Raw genomic sequence first — 18,291 nt, forward strand, 5'->3', positions numbered from 1 at the left:
TGGGGCCGAAACGACGCATCGACCTGAACCGAGGAGTGGGCGTGACACAACACGGCTTTGCCGCATTGGCGGCGGAACTGACGAGCATGGCCGAGGCAGACCATCGGGCCTCCGCCTTCGCCAACAGTGACTATCCCGCTGAGCAGTTGGCCTGGCGGCGGCTCACCGCCCACCACGGAGACCGGCTCGACCAGATCATGGACGAGCACGGCTGGCCGACCGCTGAGCTCGTCGGTGAGGACGCAGCACGGAGCGCATGGCTGATCGCGCAGCACGCCGACCGGCAGCTCGAGGTACAGCGACGTGCGGTCCAACTGATGGAGCGGGCAGCGGCGTCGGGCTCGGGCGGCGCGCGCGAGCTGGCCTTCCTGCGCGACCGCGCGCTGGTGAACGATGGCCGCAAGCAGATCTACGGCACGCAGATCGCCGGGGTCAAAGACGGGTCACCCGTCCCGTGGCCGTGTGAGGAACCGGAGCGGGTCGACGAACTGCGTGCAGAGGTCGGGATCGAGCCGTTCGCCGAGTACGTCGCCAAGTTCCCGCTGAGCTGACGCCGGCCGCCCCGCTACGTTCTTCCTGGCCCTGAAACGGGTTCCTGGCCTCCGGGCCCGGCTTGGCTGTTGCCCCGTGTCGACGGGACCTGGGGGTGGTGCCGCCGGGCTCGGGGCACCGTCTGACCGCTGGTGAGAGGCCTGACCGGAACCGGAACTAGCCGTGCGCAATGCCCGGCTGCTGATGGCCGACGCCCCGCCGACCGGCGCACCCCGGGACAACAGGTGCTGGGGCTGCGTAACGTGGATACGCGCGTACGGTGCCGATCGGCGAGGCCGGGCCGGAGGCGACCACCGGGCCCGCGACACCCTTTACGGTAACCTCTCACGTCTCCGTCGGGCCCTGGCCGCTACCGACGGCGTGGGCCCCTCAAGCGCGGGGCACCGTCACACATGCTGTACGTGTACGGCGTCGCGCTCCGAACCCCCCGGGGAAACAACTCCGGGGGGGCTGGGCGCCGAAAGCCGAAATGCATTCAGCACGTGCGGTGGGGAGCCGGTGCCGGGAATTACCCCGGTGGGTATCAGCCCGAGAATCCCAGCGAGGCCACATACGTAAAGCCGGGTGACCGGTTGGACAGGCGGGTGAGGACGAAGTCGTCGTACAGCCCGGCCGGGGCTTCGGTGTCGATGGAGACACGCACGCTCAGCCGGTGCGGGGACGGGTGGCCGGTGAAGCTCACCGGGATGTCCCACGTGTTGCTGTCGCCCGACAGCCGCTGAGTGGCCAGCGTGGTGCGCGTCCAGTGGTTGGGGTCCGCGGCACCGGACGTGAAGAGAAAGACCTCGACAAGATGCCCAGGGTAGCCCTGGAAGGTTTTCAGGTCCCGGGTCTCCAGGGTCAGGGTGGTGCTCTCCGGGCCGGTGGTGCCGATGCGCTCCACCGTGAGCGGCAACTCCACCCCGAGACCGGAATACGATGCGTCACCGTAGATTCCGGGTTCATCACCCAGATGAATTCGACCCTGCCATACCAGCTCTGCATTCGACGACAGCATGCGGACGCCTCCCCCATAACAGACCGCGGTTACGGAACAGCGGGCGACGCGACGCAGCCACAAGCCCACGCATGGTCCCCCGAACGCTCCGGAACCTCACGGTTCACGGATCACTCCTGCGCTTGTGCGGAGCCAATTTCTCACAGGCTTCGCGCGACCCGCCAGCACCGCGCGGCACGGTGGCCGAAAGCAGTCGTCGTACGAGGGCGGCCGCCTCGGCCGCCGTGGCCGGGTCGGCGCTGTGCCGGGCGGCCACCCGCAGCGCACGCAGCGCGCTCCGGTCGCCCGCCCGGCCGGCGGCCAGGGCCCGCTGGTCGCGCCGGGTGTCGGGGCGGCTGTCGTACGGGATCGTGCGCGGGCGCTGCCGGAGCCAGTAGTACGCCAGCGGGTCGGCACGGCCGCGTGGCCAACCGTCGTACACCTCGTCCCAGGTGTACGTCTCCCCGAGCAGCTCGACGCAGTCCTCACAGACCGGCTCCGAGAGCGGCTGGTACCGGCAGTCGGCCGAAATCCGCAGCGTACGGCCGACGTTGGGCGTGCCCCGGTGCACGGTGGCGGCGTCCAGGACCAGGATGTCGCCGGGGCGCAGCCGGCCGTGGTGGACCGGGCCCGGCCCGGCGTGGGCCTCCCAGCCCACGATGGCGTCGTTGCTCAGCCGCATCGGCAGCAGGCCCGCCCGATGGCTGCCCGGCCGCACCTCGGGGGGGCCGGAACCGACGGTGAGCGGTGTCCAGACCGTCAGCGTACGGCGCGAGCCCTGGACGCCCGGATAGTCCTGATGCCAGCCGCTCTCGGGCGGCGCGCCCGGCCCCGTCGGGTGGACGACGCGCAGGACCTTGCGGGGGTGCACCAGGACGGGTTCGCCGATGAGGTCCTCCACGAGCGCGAGCAGGGCAGGGTGGTGCATCAGCGCGTGCACCGGACGCAGACCCCACATCCGGCTGTGCCACCTCGTGTACCGCGGGTCCGGGGGCCAGACGGCGGCGTCCGGTGCGGCGAGCGGTGTGCCGTGGCCGGCCGAGGCCGGCAGGAGCCATCCGGCGTCGCGGGCGAGCGCCAGCACCTGGTGCCCGGCGGCTTCGGCAGCGGCGGGCGGCAGCAGACCCGGCAGCCAGAGGTAGCCGTCCTCGGCCAGCCGCCGGGCCAGCGCCGCGCGGTCGCGGATCAGCGGGCCGGAGTCGGTGAAGGGTGCCGTGCCGGCGGAGGTCACGGCTTGCGGACCAGGATCCGCCGGTAGGTCATCCGGCGCCGCCGGTAGAGGTCGATGGTGGTGTTCACGGCGGCCACGAACTCCTCGATCATCAGGCGCCCGTAGGCATGCCTGCCGGGTGCGAGGACGGGGTCTCCCGGCCAGTCGCAGATCACCCGGGGCGCGAAGTGCTCCCACATCTGCCGCTCGAAGTGGTCGGCCATGGGGCCGCGCGCCACGTGGCCGAGATCCAGCGAGGTCTCCGCGGGCAGGAAACCGACCGCCACGAGGTCGTGCTCGACGGTGGTGGTGCGCGCGAAGTACGGGAACTGGAAGTGCGCCGTCAGCCCCGCGACGTCCTCGTCGGTGGCGAGCGAGGTGAGCATCCAGTCGTCGATGACAAACCGGCCGCCGGGCGCCAGGCTGCGGAACACCCGGTCGTACAGGGCGCGGTGGTTCGCGACCTGATAGAGCATGTTGATGCTGATTGCGGCGTCGAACGGACCGTCGGGCAGGGACCGTTGGCAGTCGCTGAGCTGGACGGTGACGCTTCCGCGCGAGAGGCCGAGCGCCGCGTTGAGCTTGCGACTGGTCGCCGCGTGGACGGGTGAGTTGGTGACCGAGGTGACGTGGACTCCGTACCGGCGGGCCAGCAGACGGGCCGGGCCGCCGAGCCCGCCGCCGATGTCCATCACCCGCTCGTCCTCGGCCAGCTCGGCCAGGTCGGCTATCTGCAGCGTGTGCAGCGCGGCGCCGCGGCGCCACTGCCGCCCGTCCGCCCAGATCTCCGGGTCGGGCACCATCGGCGGATGCAGCAGATCGCCTGTGAGGTAGATGTGCAGTCCGCCGCCGGCCAGACCGAGTTGGGCACCGACCACATCGCCGCTGTAGTGCGTCGCGGTGGTCTCAGCGTCCTTCACGCGGTACCTCTCGTGTCCTGCGGCCGGCGGGCAGCCGTCGGTAGGTGACCGGCGGGTGGTCCGGTCCGTCGTACGTCGGCAGCATGGCGCTCACCGGGCTGCCGCGCAGCGGATGCCCGGGCTCACCCCACCAGCCGGCCTCCGGCAGGCAGAACTGCCGTACGTAGTGGGCCCGGAACTCCTCCGGCAGATCCCGGAAGTGCGGTGCGAACAACAGGTCCACGGCGGTGCGCGGCGCGTCGCTGTGATTGGGATGGGTGGCGTGCAGCACCCGTACGTCGCCGATGACCAGGTCGCCCGCGTCCGCTTCGATGGTCAGCTCGTCGGGGACGGGAAGGTGGGAGACGGTGTTCTGCGGCTGGTTCTCGATGTGCTGCGTATGCGGCTCCGGCAGGGCGTCGTGCAGGGGGTGCCGGTTGCGGTGACTGCCCGCGATCACCCGCAGTGCGCCGTTCTCCCGGACGGTCGGCTGGAGATAGAGCATGCAGAAAACCTGGGCGGGGCGGGGCTCGAAGCTCAGCTCGTGGTCCCAGGCCCACCAGTCCTGGTGCCACCACAGTCCCGGCGAGCCGGGGGGCTTGGTGATGACGTACCCGCTGATCCAGCGAGGATCGGTGAACCCGAGCCGCTGGAAGGCGTTTCGCAGCGCAGGCGAGGTGAGCAGGTCGGTGTGGGGATCGTCCTCGAGGTGGATCGGGATCAGGCTGCCGTGGTGCGCGTAGCGCTGGAAGTGGGCTTCCCGCTCCGAACGGAGTTTGCGTTCGGCCAGACCACGCAGGCGCGCGATCAGTTCCGGTGGCACCGCTCCCTTGATCAGGCAGAAGCCGTCGACCTCCATGCTTCCGAGGAGGTCAGGGTCGACCGCTACTGACATATTGGCAGTTCCTCCCGCCGCCGTGGTAAGGCTGTCCGGAACCTAGCAACGCTTTGATCCCTTCCAGCAGGAGGTTTTCGGGCGTTTGCGGGCTGGGGGTGGAATGGACATCGCGGTACAAAACCTGGCGGGCACCACGGCGGTGGTGTGGCGGCCGGGTCCCGGTTGGCGCATGCTCTCCTCCGGTGTGCTCGGAGGCGGTCTGGGCGCTCGTACCTGGGTGCTCAACGCCCAGGTCCCACTCGCGTACGACCGCACCGACCCTGCCGCCCACCTCGAGGAACTCGCGACCGTCTGCGGTCTCCAGGGGCCGGGCGTGGGCATGTTGACGGCCACGGCGGTGCGGTATTACGTACGGGTGCGGGAGGAGGGCGTTCCGGTGACGGCGACCGTCGGGCTGAGCGTGCCGACGTGGGCGGCGGAGTACGACGCCGTAGTCGAGGAACCGCGCCCCGGGACGGTGAACATCATCGCGGCCCTGCCCGTGCCACTCGACGACGCGGCCCTGGTCAACGCCGTGATCACCGCGACCGAGGCCAAGTCCCAGGCGCTGTGGGAGGCGGGCTTCCCGTGCACCGGCACGGCCTCGGACGCGGTCTGCGTGGCGGCGCCCGAGGCCCCCGGTCCCGCCGTACCCTTCTGCGGCCCCCGTTCCGCCTGGGGTGCCCGGCTGGCGCGTGCCGTCCACACCGCCGTGCTCCGCGGTGCGCTCAATTGGCTGGAACGCCACCCTGATCGTGCGGTGGTCCGCTCAGCCCAGTCCCCGCCCTGACCGGTCCGGCGTCATCCGCCCGACCAGCACCAAGGCTCCGGCCGCGAAGGCCGCCAGCACGAGCATGCCCGCTGCCGGTCCGCCGCCGTGCCACTCGCCCAGCACCAGCCCGCGCATCACCTCGATCGCGTAGGTGAGCGGATTCAGCCGCGCCACGGCGGCCAGCCAGCCCGGCATGGCCGCCAACGGCACGAAGGCGCTGCTGGTGAACACCAGCGGGAGCGAGACGAAACCGCTGATGGTGAAGAACAGTGTGTGACTCGACGACCGGTAGGCCAGTGCGATGAACGCCGCCGACAGGGCGCCCACGAGCAGCATCACGGTCAGGAGCAGCAGCACGGCGCTCCATGCGTCCGCCGCCGGTCTGGTGCCCATGGCCGCGGCCACCACCATGATCATCACCGTTTGCGCCGCACCCAGCACCATCTGGAACAGAATCCGGCTGCCCACGACCGAGCCACGCGCCACCGGCATGCTGAGCAGCCTGGCCAGATACCCGGTCTCCTTGTCCCACAGCAGGGGCACCGCGCCGCTCACACCGGCGCCGATGGCGGTGAACGCGATGACACCCGGCAGCATGAAGGCGACGTAGTCGGCGCGCTCGACGGTGTCGGGGTTCACGGCGCGGCTGAGCGAACTGCCCAGGAAGACCAGCCACACGGCGGGCTGGAGGAGCGTGAACGCCAGATTGAGGCTTTCCCGCCGCAGTTCGAGGAACCAGCGCCGCAGGAGCGCACCGGTCTCCTGGACCCGACCGCGTACGGGGTGGGGTGCGGCGTGGGCGCCGTGCAGGACCACGGGCGCCGGTCCGCCGGCCTTTTGCGCCTCCGTACTGCCTCGGTCGCCCAGACCCCGCCCGGTGTGCAGCAGGAACACATCGTCCAGCGAGGGCTGCTGGTACCCCACCTGTGCCAGCTTCACCCCGTGGTCCCGCGCGGTCTCCACCACCATGGCCAGCGCCGTCGTCGCATCATCGACGTGGACATGCAGGCCATCGGCCGTCTGCGCCATCTGCCGTACCCACGCCAGGCCGCTCAGCACCTCCCGCAGCCGGTCGCCCTCGTCCGCGACGACCTCGAGAATGTCCGCCCCCACCGCCCGCTTCAGCTCGGCCGGAGCTCCGCTCACAATCTCACGGCCGCTGTCGATGATGGCCAGCCGGTCGCACAACCGGTCGGCCTCATCGAGGTAGTTGGTGGTCAGCAGCACCGAAGACCCATGCTCCCGCAGCGCCCGGATGTGCTCCCATACGCGGTGACGCGACTGTACGTCGAGACCGAGCGTCGGCTCGTCCAGGATCAGCACCTGCGGCACCTGTAACAGCCCGCAGGCCAGATCCAGCCGCTTGAGCATTCCTCCGGAGAACTCGGCCACCCGACGCCCCGCCTCGGCCGACAGCCCGACCGCCTCCAGGACCTCCTCCACCCGGCGCCGTCGCTCCCCGCGCGGCACGTGGAACAGGTCCGCCTCGATCTCCACGCTCTCCCGAGCGGTCAGCAGATGCCGTACGCCTTTCTCCTGCGACACATACCCGATCCGCCGCCTGACCTGCGCAGCCTCTCGCTCCACATCGAATCCGCACACCCACGCCCGCCCGGCGGTCGGCGCCAGGAGCGTGGTCAGCATCCGGATCGTCGTCGTCTTCCCCGCGCCGTTGGGCCCCAACAACCCGTAGATTTCCCCCGCCTCCACAGCGATGTCCAGCCCGTCCACCGCAAACCGGTCCCCAAAAGCCCGGCTCAGGTTTTCCGTCTTGATGGTGTGGTTCATGGACACCAGCATCCCCCGAATCCGAAGAAGAGCGCGAAGAGGTATCCGGTACATGGTGGTACCCGATTCCGCGGAATTCGCCATAACGTGATCGAGGTCTCGGCGAGCGGATTATCGACCATGTCCGTCAGGGTCCGGCCGAGGCTCCCCACGCCTTCCGTCGCCCATGCTGTGACCAGGCCAAGGCCGGGAACGCGCTGGCCCATGGGTGTTGGCCTCATTGGCCCGCTACCGGGTTCTCGTTGTCGGTTGTCGCCCTCCGGGGTACTCGTACTCACCACCCAGGAGTGGCGCAAAACCACTTTGGCCGGTGACTCACTGACCTTACGGTTGACGGCCCACTACGCAATTCAACTATTCCGCTTTTTCGCGTCTGCGTGGACGGTTGTGGGGGCGATCCCGGGGGCCTGACTATCTACCGATCGCGGCGCTGTAGACACAGAGAGCGAGAACACCGGACACGCAGATGACGATGAGCCAGGAAGCGAAGCTCATACGTCTTCCTCCACGCCCGGACTGCGCGGCCTTCTTGGACGGCGCGGGCTCCCCGGACGGCGCGGGCTTCCCGGACCGCCTGGTCCGACCGGACGCTGTCGGCCTCGGCGCAACGGGCGCAACCGCATCGACGGCGGCATCGGCGAGCAGACGGCGGCATGTCGCGGCGAGCTCACCCGTCCCCGCGGAGAGTGGCACGACAGCCTCCGAACGCGCCGGTGCTGTCGTGCCGTTGTCAAGAATGCGGCCGACGCGGAGGAGTATCTCGTCCCGGCCACCCGCAGGAGCGAGACTGATCCAGCGCTCCACATGATCAGCCCGGATCACCACTCCCCCGGACCGGTCCCGGTACACGGCGTGCTCCCGCCACAGCACTTCCGCCAACGCACTCGCGGTGTCCCTGAGTTGTGCGCTCACGACCCCTCCCCCTTCACCCATGCGCAAATCGAACAAGCATGGCACTCTAGCGTCAGGTACACACCAAGTCGTCGGTGGGGTGGCCTTGTGCCGATTGCCTCGTGGCCCCTGTGCGGCCATGTCTGCCTCTGCTGTCACTGAACGGGTCCGGCGGCTTGAGGAGAGCGGTGTGATCTCCGGTTGCTCCGCCGTGGTGGACCCGGAACGCTTGGGGCTCGGCATCCTGGCCTTCGTGCGGCTCCGTCACCCGACCGGGAACTACAAGCCGTTCCACGACTTGGTCGCCACGACGCCCGAAATACCCGAGGCCCATCATGTGACGGGTGAGGACTGCTTCGTCCTGAAGGTTGTCGCACGCTCCATGCGCCACTTGGAGCTGACAACGAGCCGGATCGCCGGGCTGGGCTCCGTCACGACCAGCGTCGTTTACTCCAGCCCGCTCCGGAATCGCACGATCACACATGCGCCCTGGGCAGAAGGGTGTCGTCGGGTTCTGTACTGCCTGTTCGCCCACCGTAAGGCCACCCATGCCGGCCGCTGGGGGCGGTCCGGCATCGTACGGATCCTGCCGAGTCAGGGGGGCAGCGGGAAGGGGACGAAGGACAGCGGACCGGTGAAGGTGAAGGCGGTCAAGCAGGGGCCGCCGATGATTGGCTGCTGCCGGACGCGAGCGGCGTATGCGGCCATCCCGGACACCCCGTCACCGGCGGGAGCCCAGGGCCGTTCTGCGCGACCGGTGCGTAGTAAAGTCTTCGCTCATGTCGAAGCCCGATGACCTGCTTGTCGACGTCGCCGCAAGGGTGGAGTCGGAGCAGAGCAATCAGATGTCTCTCACAGTGATTCTCCAAGGCGCTGTCATCACTGGACGGCTGGCGCCCGAGGCCGTGTGGAGGCAACGCGTGGCCGAGGTGCTGGAGGGATCGGATCGGCTGGGACCGTTTTCCGCCCTCTTTGCCTCAGCCGGCACCGCGACCCGCTCTCCGAACCGCAGCGGGCCGCCTACGCACCTGCATTTCCATGTCGCACGGATCCTGCAGGGAAGTCTTGGCATTCCCGAGACCGGGGGGATGTATCGCGTCGCGATCAAGGACGTAGGCGCCTGGACGGTAGGCGACTTCAGCTATTCGGACCGTTAAAGTCCCCTGCCTCCGCCGATCCGTCACCGTCACCGTCCCGATCCTGGACGGGGGTGGCCAGGGTTGGCCTGGGGTGGCCGACCATGAGTGGGCCCCGACTGCGCATGACGCAGTCGGGGCCCACTCATGGTCGGTTCCGCTGTTCACCCGTCTCCGTCAGGGGCGTGACGGGGCCTGGAGCAGCGCTGCCGCCTCCTCCAGCGGGCTGAGCACGGCAGCAGGGGCGGAGCGGCAGGTGAAGCCCAGGCGGCTCAGCGCTCGGGTCATTTCGCCGGCGGTGAAGTCCCGGCGATCCAGCCGGGTAATGACTGCCCCGACCTGTTTGACGGGGTAATGGCGGCGGCCGATGATCACGGACTCCCCCGTGACGGGTTCCGGCTTGATGCCCTTCATCGATTGCACCACTTCACTCTTCACGAGGTCGAAGGGAAAGCGGGCGATGACACAACGCATGATGCCTCAACAGGGGTCGTAGAAAGGCCGGAAGAACGGGCGGATGGGATCCGTCGGCCTGAGGGAGATCAGCGTGTGAGAGCGAGGAAAATCCGGGGCGCACCCGTCCTCGTCGTACCGTCCGCCAAGCCGTGCTGTCGTCGGACGGAGACTTACGCCACCGTGCCGAGGGAGGAGCGCCGCTGAGAGGTCCCTGTCGCCGTCGCGGTCGATCCCGCGGAGCGGCGGGCCCGGCCGCGGGAGGAGGGGTTCCTGCGCTTGGCGCGTTCGGCGATCGGCGCCGTGATGGTGACGGGAACACCCGAGGGGGCCTGGGCGCCGGTGATACGGCTCAGTTCGGCCTCGCCGGAGCGGACCTGGGTGCTCTGCGCGGTGATACCGGCGTCGGTCATCAGCCTGCTCATGTCCCGGCGCTGGTTGGGCAGGACGAGGGTGACGACGCTGCCGGACTCGCCGGCGCGGGCTGTGCGGCCGCCGCGGTGCAGGTAGTCCTTGTGGTCGCTGGGCGGGTCGACGTTGACGACGAGGTCGAGGTTGTCGACGTGGATGCCGCGGGCGGCGACATTGGTGGCCACCAGGACGTTGACGTGGCCGTCCTTGAACTGCGCCAGGGTACGGGTGCGCTGGGGCTGGGACTTGCCGCCGTGCAGGGCGGCGGCCCGGACACCGCTCTTCAGCAGGTGCCGGGTGAGTCCGTCCACGGCGTGCTTGGTGTCCAAGAACATGATCAACCGGCCGTCGCGGGCGGCGATCTCGGTGGTGGTGGCCTGCTTGTCGGCCCCGTGGACGTGCAGCAGGTGGTGTTCCATCGTGGTGACCGCGCCTGCCGAGGGATCGACGGAGTGGACCACGGGGTCGTTCAGATAGCGGCGGACCAGCAGGTCGACGTTGCGGTCCAAGGTGGCGGAGAAGAGCATCCGCTGTCCTTCGGGCCGAACTTGGTCGAGCAGGGCCGTGACCTGAGGCATGAAGCCCATGTCGGTCATCTGGTCGGCCTCGTCCAGCACGGTGATGCCGACCTGGTTCAGACGGCAGTCACCACGGTCGATGAGATCCTTCAGCCGTCCGGGGGTCGCGACAACGACCTCGGCTCCGCCCCGTAGAGCGTTGACCTGCCGGCCGATCGACATACCCCCGACGACGGTGGCCAGGCGCAGCCTCAGCGACCGGGCGTAGGGAGCGAGCGCGTCGGTGACCTGCTGCGCCAGCTCCCGAGTGGGTACGAGGACCAGGGCCAGCGGCCGACCGGCATCGGCACGTTGTCCGGCCGTGCGGGCCAGCAGGGCCAGGCCGAAGGCGAGGGTCTTGCCCGAGCCGGTACGCCCGCGCCCCAGGACGTCGCGGCCGGCGAGCGAGTTCGGCAGGGTGGCTGCCTGGATCGGGAACGGCACCGCCATGCCCTCCGCGGTCAGGGACGCCAGCAGCGCGGGCGGCATGTCCAGGTCGGCGAAGGTCTCCGCCGGGGGAAGGGCGGGAGTGACGGTGAGGGGCAGGGCGAAATCCCCCTGCGGAGCGGCGGGACGGCGCCCGTGACGCCCGGAGCGGCCCGCGGAAGCGGAGCGGCTCGGGACACCGGAGCGGCTCGTAGCCTTCGAACGGTGGCCGGAGCCGGTGGTGCGTGTGCGGGAGTAGCGGTCGTTCGTGCGAGCAGTGCGGTTCATACGGAACCTTCCTCGATGCGGTACGTCGAGGAATTCCCGCAGCAATGAGCTGCCCACAGGGGAATTGCAGGAACGGACCGAAAAAAATGAATGAAAGCCGGGGTGCGGAATCGGCCGGGCGGGCGCGTCGAAAAGGGGATCGACATGCGCCGCACAGAGATGGCGATTCCGATGCCGGTCAAGGGCTGGACGGGGCCATGCCCTGCCGCAACCTATGGGCGGCTCAGCAACCGGACGGACTGCCCCGGCGCTTGTGCTGCGGTCGCGGCGCTGCGGGATGCGCCCAAAAGGCAACGAGCCGGGGCCCGCACCCAAGGTGTGGGCCCCAGCTTCGTCGTACGCGTCTGCGTCAGGCGGGAACGATGTTCTCGGCCTGCGGGCCCTTCTGGCCCTGGGTGAGGTCGAAGCTCACCTTCTGGCCTTCCAGGAGCTCGCGGAAGCCCTGGGCGGCAATGTTCGAGTAGTGGGCGAAGACGTCGGCGCCGCCGCCGTCCTGCTCGATGAAGCCGAAGCCCTTTTCCGCGTTGAACCACTTCACGGTGCCAGTAGCCATGTCATATCTCCTTCGGGGCAGTTCCCGGGGACCGCACTGTACGGACCCCGCGTCGCCGCGATGATTGCCCCGTCCGGAAATGCAACCGGAAATACAAAAGTGCTCCCGCGGCTGGACACCAGCGAGGGCACTTGAAGTCTTTGGGAACCACAACTGCAACTGAGAACGACAGTAGCACGGCAGGAGCGGGCGTGCAGGGAACACACCTCCCGCCACTTCTGGCACACCGAAATCGCCACCCGCACTCGCGACTATTTCTGTAGTTGCGGCATTAGATATCCGGCAGCGGCGCAGCCTCTTATCCGCCGGGAAAGCCTCGGGAGTGGTGACGGCGAGAACACGCTATCTCTCACGACAGCGCAGAAAACCTGGAGCCGTCGTAGTAGATATCCCGCCGCCTCCCGTAGGCAGCGGGGCAGGGAGGCCGGCGGACGGCCGGCAGGGTCGCTGCGCGGCGGGGCCGAAGGCAGCGAGCGATGGCGCGGAAGGGCCGGGTCCACAGGCGGAGCCCGAAGGGGCTCGAACCCTCCACCGGCGGCCCTCGGGAGCCCGGCCACTTCCCACCGTTACGGCGGGGAGGTATGACGCCTCTCCGGACACGGCCCTTCACCCCCGCCCGGGCTCCGACAACCGCCGCACTCGGATCGGCGATCTGGTGACTGTGCCCTGCGGCCGGAGAAAAACTGTCGTGGCCGCAGTAGACATTCAAAGCCGGCAGGGCTAGTGTTTCTCTCGCAGTCAGCGACGTCAGTGATACGCGGCGGAGACGAACGGCCGCGAGCAGGACACGGCACGGCAGTGGGGTCGTGGGGCCGGGAAGCTACAGGAGGGTCCCACCACCGACTGTCGGGCCGGGCGGCCCCCAGGGCCGCCGAGCAGGACCGCACAACAGCAGTACCGGCAAGAAACCGACAAGAGAAGGAAGAGAGGAGAAGACGCCATCAGGATCGCCCGAGCGAGGACCACTTCGCTCGGGTACCGCAGACCCCGGATTGGATGGTGGTCCCCGGTCACGCAGCCGCGATCCCCGCATCCCGGCCCGCTCGGGCGAGCATGCGGATACAGAAGGCCGGCGCAGGGCGCCGGTAGATGGTGTTGAAACCCCTCGGGGCCCTGGTGCCGTACGGCGCCAGGGCCCCTCGACGCGTCCAACGAAGAGGTGCACGTGACCCGAGAAACCCCCTCGCACGCTACCGACAAGCTCGATGACGACGACTACCCCGCCTACACCATGGGCCGCGCCGCGGAGATGATCGGCGCCACACCAGCCTTCCTGCGGGCCGTGGGTGAAGCCCGGCTCATTGTCCCCTTGCGCTCGGAAGGCGGCCATCGCCGCTACTCCCGCTACCAACTGCGCATCGCCGCACGCGCCCGCGAACTCGTGGACCAGGGCACCCCGGTCGAGGCCGCGTGCCGCATCGTCATCCTCGAAGACCAACTCGAAGAAGCCCAGCGGCTCAACGAAGAACTCCGCCGGCCTGCCGCCGCCCCGCAGCGGCACACACACTCCTGACCACCACTGCCGTACGCCGCCCACCACCCTCGACTCCCCCGGCCAAGACCCGGGTGATCGCTGCCTTACGCCTCCCGGGCTGCACCTCGGTACGTGCAGCCCGACCGCGACCTCCTTCTCCTCCCACCGCGCCGGCTGGCGGAGCTGTCGCGCTACGGGCTGGACGGCAAGGCATCGCCGCTCCAGCGGCACAGCGACTCCCGGCGTCCGGCCACGCTGCCGGCCACCGCGGTCCACCTGACGTCCCCCGCGGTCGATGACGCCCTGGACCTGCTCGAAGTGCTCACCGCCACGAAGCTGCCGGCCAGGGCGGAGCGGGAGACGGCGAAGGAGAAGCTGAAGACCCTGCCGCGTGCGGAGCGGGCCTCGGCGAAGCCGGCCGCCGCGTTCCAGATCGTGTTCGACACCACAAGCGAGCAGGTCGGCACCGGGGAGATCGCCCTGCCAGATCGCCCTCGGCCTTGTGCTCAACGCCCTCGTACTCTTCAACACCAGGCATATGGACGTCGCGGTCACGCAGTTGCGAGCGAACGGTTTCGACGTCCGTGACGAGGGTGTGGCCCGTCTCTCGCCGTTCGTGCGACATCACATCACCATGCACGGCCGGTACTCGTTCCAGCTCCCCGAGCTGCCGGTGGCCTGCGGCCCCTGGGTGATCCGGCTGCGGTCGATGAGGAGTAAGTCTCAGCCGGGGACCAGGCCGACATCGGCGACGGGTCAGCCGAGACGGAACCGTTGGTGACTCTTGTTCTCTTCGGCTGGCGACCGACGTCTCATCCGCGCTCGCGGAGGTACGCCTCCAGCTCTGCGGCCCCGTTCAGCATCGCCCGCCCGCGGGCGGACAGCCGACCGTGCCAGTCGCACAGTGCGGCCTCCAGCGGCTCCAGCCCGCCGGCCGCCCGCACCTGGGCGATCAGCGGGGCGATCTGCTCCAGCAGGTAGCCGCCCCGCCTGAGCTGGTGGGCCAGCCGGGCGTCCCGTACGTCCGCCTCGTCATAGACGCGGTACCCGGTCCGCGGGTCGCGCCGCGGGCGCACCAGCCCGGCGCGCTCCCATGTGCGCAGCGTCGCGGGCCGGATCCCGAGCTTGTCCGCCAGCGGCCCGATGAACGTGCCGCCGGGCCCGGACAACGCGTCCGGCTCGGCCGCCGTGGTGGGCTCCAGGTCGCGGAGGGCGCTCTCCACGGCGTGGAGGGTCCGGCGGTCGTCGAGGAGCTGGGCGTGGCTCTCGTCGATGAGGCGGAACGAATCCTCGGCCGCGCCCGCGTTCACCGCCCGCATGATCGACGACGCCGTCTGGTGGCCGTGCCCGGGCACCAGGGCAAGAAACGCGCGCAGGGCCCCCGCGTGCAGCGAAGTGTAGGTGCGGTAGCCGTGGGGTGTGCGACCGGCGGCCGGAAGGATGCCGGCCTCCTCGTAGTTCCTGATCGCCTGTGTGGACAGACCGTGCCCGCGCGCCAGATCAACGGGCCTGAGCCGCTCACCGCTTTGAAGGTTTCGCCCCATGTGGCTGACGATATCGCGGAAAAGTTTCAACCGAAGGTTCAACGATACCGTTGAAGGCATGGCTACCGACATCAAGGACACCGCCCATGCCGTCGAGGCCGCCGCCGTCATGAGGCTGTTCCCCGCCCGGCCCCGGCTGCTTGCCCTGGGCGAGCCCACCCACGGCGAGGACGCTCTGCTCGACCTGCGCAACGAGCTCTTCCGGCAGCTCGTCGAGCAGGAGGGCTACCGGACGATCGCGATCGAGAGCGACTGCATGATGGGCCTGGTCGTCGACGACTACGTCACCTCGGGCACGGGCACCCTCGACGACGTCATGGAGCATGGAATCAGCCACGGCTGGGGTACCTCCGCGGCCAACCGCGAACTCGTGCGCTGGATGCGCGCCTACAACGTCCGCGCCGACAACGACGGCCGGCCCGCGTCCGAGCGGCTCCGCTTCGCCGGTTTCGACGGCCCGCTGGAGATCACCCACGCCGCGAGCCCCCGGCAGGCCCTCACGGCACTCCACGGCTACCTCTCGGCACGGGTGGACGCGGACCTGCTCCCCTGCACCGCGGACACACTCGACCGCCTGCTCGGCACCGACGACCGGTGGACCAACCCCGCCGCGATGATGGACCCGTCCCAGTCCACGGGGCAGTCGGCCGAGGCCGGCCAACTGCGACTGTTCGCCGACGATCTGGTGGCACTGCTCGACCAGCAGACGCCGCACCTGCTCGTGACGACCTCGCGGGACGACTGGGACCGGGCGCGCCTGTACGGTCGCACCGCGACCGGCCTGCTGCGCTACCACCACTGGATGGCCGACACCTCACCGGCCCGCATGACAGGGCTGGTGGGCGTCCGGGACCAGATGATGGCCCACAACCTCCTCGCCGTCGCCGAACGGGGCCCGGCACTCGTCCACGCCCAGAACGCCCATCTCCAACGGGCCAAGAGCTCGATGCGGATGGGCGGGATGCCGGTGGAGTGGTGGAGCGCCGGTGCGCTGGTGAGCGCCCGGCTCGGCGAGGAGTACGCCTTCGTGGCCACGGCTCTCGGCACGATCCGGCACCAGGGAGTGGACACGCCGCCGCCGGACACCCTCGAAGGACGCCTGTACGCGCTCCCGGAGGACCGCTGCGTCATCGACACCCCGCGACTGGCCACCGCCCTCGGCGACACACGGCCCGCGCCCCGCATATCCCCTTGGTTCGGCTACGCCCCGCTTGACCCGGCCCACCTGGCGGACAGCGACGGCATCGTGTTCGTCAAGGACGTCCCGCAGAGCTAGGGCGTGTTTCGAAAGTAGCGCCGTCCGCCCGAAGGGCGGGGGTCGCGGCTCCCCCAGCTACCGCTGGGCGGTGCCCCCAGGTGCGTGCGATCGCAAGGCGGTGGGGGTACCCCCGGCCGGAGGCTGGGGGAGGTCGTCCTCGTACTGGGGTCCCCCATACCGAAGGCCAGGGGAGTACTCGGACGAGCCCGACAACGCAGCGTGGGGGCACTCCCCCAGCCTTCGGCCGGGGGCACCCCCACCCGGACGGAGTCTGGGGGAGGGCCGATGCGCGGAGGCGTCCCGGCCGTCAATGGCGAATACGACCGCTCAGCGCCGGCCGCCCCCGGGCGCCAGCAGGCTGCTGACCTCCGCGATGGCCTCCGGTGACGGCTTGACGTACCGCTTCACGTTTTCCGGCTTGCGATGCCTCGACTTGGCCATGAGCATCAGCAGGCTCGTTCGGGCCTCCCCGAGGTGGGTCAGGCCGAAGTGCCTCCACTCGTGCAGGTCCCAGCCGGTGCCTTACCCGGCTGACGCGGTGTGCTGGTCCGGCAGCGCGCGGGCCTGCCCGTACGACAGTCGGGCCAGCCCGGTGTCCGGGCACACATCCTGCGGCGAGACGACCTTGCCCGGTCCCGTGCGGCGATGGGTGACGAACACCGGGCCGCGGATGCGGCCCTGGATCAGGCAGGGCAGCAGCCGCGCAGTGCCAGCGTCCCAGTAGACCGTCTCCAGCACGAAGTCCTCACGCGCCCGACTGAACGACGGCGGGCACCGCTTCCCCCTTGCCACAGATAACGGGCCACTTCGCGCAGCGGCCCGACGACGTCGCCGCAGGTCATGATCGGCGATGCCGCAGATCATGGGGCGTTATCTGTGGAAGAACTTCAGGCCGCCCCCGCAACCGACCCCCCGTCACCCGCCCACCAGCGGCGATCCGGGCTTAGCCACGATCTGACGCGGATGTTCCTCACCCCCCAGCACCTGTCGGTTGTCGTTCAACGGGTAGAACTGCCGGGCCCAGTGACGGAAAGGGCCGATCGGCCCGTCGGCCTGAGCGAGTCGTGGGGGCGACTGGTATTCCTTGGTGCTCCAGATAGGAAAGTCGGCGGCCGTGAAGTCGCAGCTCCACCGGAACATCGGACGTGCCAGCAGCCGTGAGAGCGCACGCCCCACCCCCCGTCCCACCGATGGTGGCAGCCACGACGGTCCCGCTACGGCGATCCGGCTCGCCTGCCGGAACTGCATCCGACCAGGCGCGATCATCGTGGCCATGACCAGCGTGCACATCTCAAGGCCCAGCCCTGGTGTGCGGACATCGGTGTGGAGGCAGCTGAGACCGTATCCGTCGGCCTCGATCTCGACCTGGTGCCGACCCAGCAGGGGAAAAGTCTCACGCACCCGCATCGACACATGGAATCTCACCCTGTCGAAGGCGACGGGAGCGGCCAGTTCGGCTTCGGCCCAGCCGTGGAGCGCGGAGAAGTGCCCCAAGTCCACGGCATTCTCCATCACATCCTGGGAATGACCGGCCATTTCCCACGTGGCGTGCCGCGGGGGCAGGTGACCGAGCGCATGCCAGACGGGGATTTCCCAGTCCGGCTGTCCGCCGGCGTGATGCCGCCAGATGAACACGGCATCGTTGACCTCGCGCACCGGCAGTTGAACCAGGGAGGCCTTCGGAGGCGGCGTGCCGTACGAGGTCCGCACGCAGGAGCCGTCCAGGCCGAACGCGAAACGGTGGAAGGGGCACACGAGGTCGTTCCCGTCGACCTCTCCCAAGCCGAGGTGCGCGCCCAGGTGCGGGCAGTACGGGCGGATGGCCCGGACATCGCCGTTGTGCAGTCGGTACAGCACGACGTCCTCGCCCATGAGCGGGCGGGTGAGGACTGCTCCCGGTTTCAGCTCCTCGGAGAAGGCCACCGCGGCCCAACCGTCCGGGTACGGCAGACCGGGAGCCAATGCCACGTCGGCGGGCGTCGGGCCTTGACTCATACGGAGTCCATATTTGCGGGATAATCTCATCGATCCTCCAGCCCAAGTCCAAGCAGGATGGTGTTCCAGGCTATCCAGGCTGCCTGCGGAAGAAGTGCCGACTGGATAACCAATAAAGTCGGTTTAATATCCCCGTCTTCATTCCGAGTTGCGGCCGCTGGAACGAAGGTTTCGACGCAGCCCTCGCCGAGGGCCCGCCCAGCAGTCCACGCACGCCACCGGCAGCAGTCA

The 18,291-nt window shown here is 69.4% G+C and carries 17 protein-coding genes and 3 pseudogenes; 8 read left to right on the top strand and 12 right to left on the bottom strand.

Annotated elements, in window-relative coordinates; all coding sequences use genetic code 11:
- The first annotated feature begins 41 nt into the window (after positions 1-41).
- Entirely contained in the window at positions 42-551 is a 510-nt protein-coding gene (locus ACTWQE_RS17565) for a DUF6624 domain-containing protein (protein WP_443329897.1), read from the top strand.
- A 524-nt stretch (positions 552-1,075) separates the two neighbouring features.
- Here ACTWQE_RS17565 and ACTWQE_RS17570 read toward each other — a convergent pair.
- From ACTWQE_RS17570 to ACTWQE_RS17585, 4 genes are all read right to left on the bottom strand, one after another.
- Entirely contained in the window at positions 1,076-1,549 is a 474-nt protein-coding gene (locus ACTWQE_RS17570; protein WP_443329898.1) for a hypothetical protein, read from the bottom strand.
- Positions 1,550-1,652: 103 nt separating this feature from the next.
- On the bottom strand, positions 1,653-2,759 hold the full coding sequence (locus ACTWQE_RS17575; RefSeq protein ID WP_443329899.1) for a phytanoyl-CoA dioxygenase family protein: 1,107 nt from the start codon (positions 2,757-2,759) through the stop codon (positions 1,653-1,655).
- Positions 2,756-3,658, bottom strand: a complete 903-nt coding sequence (locus ACTWQE_RS17580) for an SAM-dependent methyltransferase (protein WP_443329900.1) — start codon at positions 3,656-3,658, stop codon at positions 2,756-2,758. Before ACTWQE_RS17580 ends, ACTWQE_RS17575 begins: the two co-directional genes overlap by 4 nt.
- Positions 3,645-4,532, bottom strand: a complete 888-nt coding sequence (locus ACTWQE_RS17585; RefSeq protein ID WP_443329901.1) for a phytanoyl-CoA dioxygenase family protein — start codon at positions 4,530-4,532, stop codon at positions 3,645-3,647. Before ACTWQE_RS17585 ends, ACTWQE_RS17580 begins: the two co-directional genes overlap by 14 nt.
- Positions 4,533-4,635: 103 nt before the next feature.
- On the opposite strand from ACTWQE_RS17585, the gene ACTWQE_RS17590 reads away from it, so the two are divergent.
- A complete protein-coding gene (locus tag ACTWQE_RS17590) occupies positions 4,636-5,304 on the top strand; it encodes an adenosylcobinamide amidohydrolase (protein WP_443329902.1) in 669 nt (222 codons plus the stop codon).
- On the opposite strand, the gene ACTWQE_RS17595 is transcribed toward ACTWQE_RS17590, so the two are convergent.
- Complete coding sequence (locus ACTWQE_RS17595) at positions 5,284-7,074, bottom strand: ATP-binding cassette domain-containing protein (protein WP_443329903.1); 1,791 nt, start codon at positions 7,072-7,074, stop codon at positions 5,284-5,286. The two genes, ACTWQE_RS17590 and ACTWQE_RS17595, sit on opposite strands and share 21 nt — an antisense overlap.
- A 411-nt stretch (positions 7,075-7,485) precedes the next feature.
- On the bottom strand, positions 7,486-7,944 hold the full coding sequence (locus tag ACTWQE_RS17600) for a hypothetical protein (RefSeq protein WP_443329930.1): 459 nt from the start codon (positions 7,942-7,944) through the stop codon (positions 7,486-7,488).
- Positions 7,945-8,101: 157 nt separating this feature from the next.
- On the opposite strand from ACTWQE_RS17600, the pseudogene ACTWQE_RS17605 reads away from it, so the two are divergent.
- Both ACTWQE_RS17605 and ACTWQE_RS17610 read left to right on the top strand, forming a co-directional pair.
- Positions 8,102-8,443 (top strand): annotated as a pseudogene (locus tag ACTWQE_RS17605) (Lrp/AsnC family transcriptional regulator); the annotation flags it as partial.
- 301 nt (positions 8,444-8,744) lie between these two features.
- Positions 8,745-9,122, top strand: a complete 378-nt coding sequence (locus ACTWQE_RS17610; RefSeq protein ID WP_443329904.1) for a hypothetical protein — start codon at positions 8,745-8,747, stop codon at positions 9,120-9,122.
- 156 nt (positions 9,123-9,278) lie between these two features.
- On the opposite strand, the gene ACTWQE_RS17615 is transcribed toward ACTWQE_RS17610, so the two are convergent.
- The 3 genes from ACTWQE_RS17615 to ACTWQE_RS17625 all read right to left on the bottom strand — a co-directional run bounded on the left by ACTWQE_RS17615 (position 9,279) and on the right by ACTWQE_RS17625 (position 11,789).
- Positions 9,279-9,575, bottom strand: a complete 297-nt coding sequence (locus ACTWQE_RS17615; RefSeq protein ID WP_443329905.1) for an SCO5918 family protein — start codon at positions 9,573-9,575, stop codon at positions 9,279-9,281.
- Between the two features lie 152 nt (positions 9,576-9,727).
- Entirely contained in the window at positions 9,728-11,236 is a 1,509-nt protein-coding gene (locus ACTWQE_RS17620; protein ID WP_443329906.1) for a DEAD/DEAH box helicase, read from the bottom strand.
- 349 nt (positions 11,237-11,585) lie between these two features.
- Positions 11,586-11,789 carry a cold-shock protein gene (locus ACTWQE_RS17625; RefSeq protein WP_443329907.1) on the bottom strand — a complete coding sequence of 68 codons (204 nt, stop codon included), beginning with the start codon at positions 11,787-11,789 and terminating at the stop codon, positions 11,586-11,588.
- Between the two features lie 1,165 nt (positions 11,790-12,954).
- On the opposite strand from ACTWQE_RS17625, the gene ACTWQE_RS17630 reads away from it, so the two are divergent.
- The 3 genes and pseudogenes from ACTWQE_RS17630 to ACTWQE_RS17640 all read left to right on the top strand — a co-directional run bounded on the left by ACTWQE_RS17630 (position 12,955) and on the right by ACTWQE_RS17640 (position 14,044).
- Entirely contained in the window at positions 12,955-13,302 is a 348-nt protein-coding gene (locus ACTWQE_RS17630; RefSeq protein WP_443329908.1) for a MerR family transcriptional regulator, read from the top strand.
- A 108-nt stretch (positions 13,303-13,410) separates the two neighbouring features.
- Positions 13,411-13,749: pseudogene (locus tag ACTWQE_RS17635) on the top strand (Tn3 family transposase); the annotation flags it as partial.
- Positions 13,750-13,801: 52 nt separating this feature from the next.
- Complete coding sequence (locus ACTWQE_RS17640) at positions 13,802-14,044, top strand: Tn3 family transposase (RefSeq protein WP_443329909.1); 243 nt, start codon at positions 13,802-13,804, stop codon at positions 14,042-14,044.
- 31 nt (positions 14,045-14,075) lie between these two features.
- On the opposite strand, the gene ACTWQE_RS17645 is transcribed toward ACTWQE_RS17640, so the two are convergent.
- Positions 14,076-14,807, bottom strand: a complete 732-nt coding sequence (locus ACTWQE_RS17645; protein WP_443329910.1) for a TioE family transcriptional regulator — start codon at positions 14,805-14,807, stop codon at positions 14,076-14,078.
- 58 nt (positions 14,808-14,865) lie between these two features.
- On the opposite strand from ACTWQE_RS17645, the gene ACTWQE_RS17650 reads away from it, so the two are divergent.
- Positions 14,866-16,083: an erythromycin esterase family protein gene (locus ACTWQE_RS17650; protein WP_443329911.1), complete on the top strand. Its 1,218-nt coding sequence runs from the start codon at positions 14,866-14,868 to the stop codon at positions 16,081-16,083.
- A 309-nt stretch (positions 16,084-16,392) separates the two neighbouring features.
- Here the strand turns inward: ACTWQE_RS17650 and ACTWQE_RS17655 are convergent.
- Positions 16,393-16,821, bottom strand: a pseudogene (locus ACTWQE_RS17655) (site-specific integrase); the annotation flags it as partial.
- 159 nt (positions 16,822-16,980) lie between these two features.
- Positions 16,981-18,090: a Rieske 2Fe-2S domain-containing protein gene (locus tag ACTWQE_RS17660; RefSeq protein WP_443329912.1), complete on the bottom strand. Its 1,110-nt coding sequence runs from the start codon at positions 18,088-18,090 to the stop codon at positions 16,981-16,983.
- Positions 18,091-18,291 lie beyond the last annotated feature (201 nt).

This window comes from Streptomyces sp. 8N706 (genome assembly GCF_052245415.1).
In the GTDB taxonomy this organism is placed as follows: domain Bacteria; phylum Actinomycetota; class Actinomycetes; order Streptomycetales; family Streptomycetaceae; genus Streptomyces.